The sequence below is a fragment of the Arthrobacter sp. H14 genome (genome assembly GCF_000520495.1).
Classification (GTDB): domain Bacteria; phylum Actinomycetota; class Actinomycetes; order Actinomycetales; family Micrococcaceae; genus Arthrobacter_C.
In genome coordinates this window covers 20875-21719 of record NZ_KI914635.1, presented here as the reverse complement: position 1 = coordinate 21719, position 845 = coordinate 20875, and the positions used below count along the sequence as shown (strand labels likewise).

Sequence of the window (845 nt, the reverse complement as noted above, 5' to 3'; positions counted from 1 at the left end):
AGCGCCGAATTGCTGAAACGCAATCGAGCGCTCGACCGGGTAGTACTCCCAGCCGAGCATCTCGCGGATGATGCACGCGTTCCGGTAGGCGGCCATGCCGAGGTCGGGGGTCGCGAAGCCGTGCGTGTGCAGTTCGGCGTTCTGTACGTACAATTCCCCGGGTTCGACGCCGATACTGTAGTCGCGGCCGACGTCGAACCTGCCGTCGTCGTCGCGCAGGATCCGGTCCGCAATTCCGGCCAGGAACGGCGGCTCGCGGTAGGTGTAACCGGTGGCGAGGACGACGGCGCCGGTCTCCAGGGTGAAGCCGCGGTCCTGTTCGCCGTGCCGCAGGTTCAGTGTGTGAGTGCCCGTGAGCGGATCGTACCGGGCGGATTCCAGCGAGGAGTGGGTCAGCAACCGGGTCCGCGGGGGAGCATCCAGGCTCTTGATGTAGAGCAGGTCGTAAATCTCGCTGATCAGGTCCTCGTCGATCCCCTTGTAGAGGTTCTTCTGCGACTCGTTAACAGCTCCGCGGACGTCGGCGGGCAGGGCGTGGAAGTAGTCGACATATTCCGGCGAGGTCATCTCGAGCGTGAGTTTCGTGTACTCAAGCGGGAAGAACCGTCCGGAGCGGGTGACCCAGTTCAGCTCGTACCCGTGCACATCTATGTCCTGCAGCAGATCCCGGTACAACTCGGCGGCGCTTTGGCCGCTGCCGACAACGGTGATGCTGGACTGGCGCTGCAACTCCTCCTTGCGGGCAAGGTAGTCCGCAGTGTGCAGAACCAGACCGCCGGCATTGAGGATTGAATTGCACGACGACGGCAGATGCGGCTGGGTGCCGGTGCCGAGCACGAGCCGGC

Annotated in this window: 1 protein-coding gene; it reads right to left on the bottom strand. The window is 64.0% G+C overall.

From position 1 onward, the window contains the following. Positions 1-845: lysine N(6)-hydroxylase/L-ornithine N(5)-oxygenase family protein (locus tag Y707_RS23600; protein ID WP_035780393.1), on the bottom strand; the 845-nt coding region annotated here is incomplete at both ends.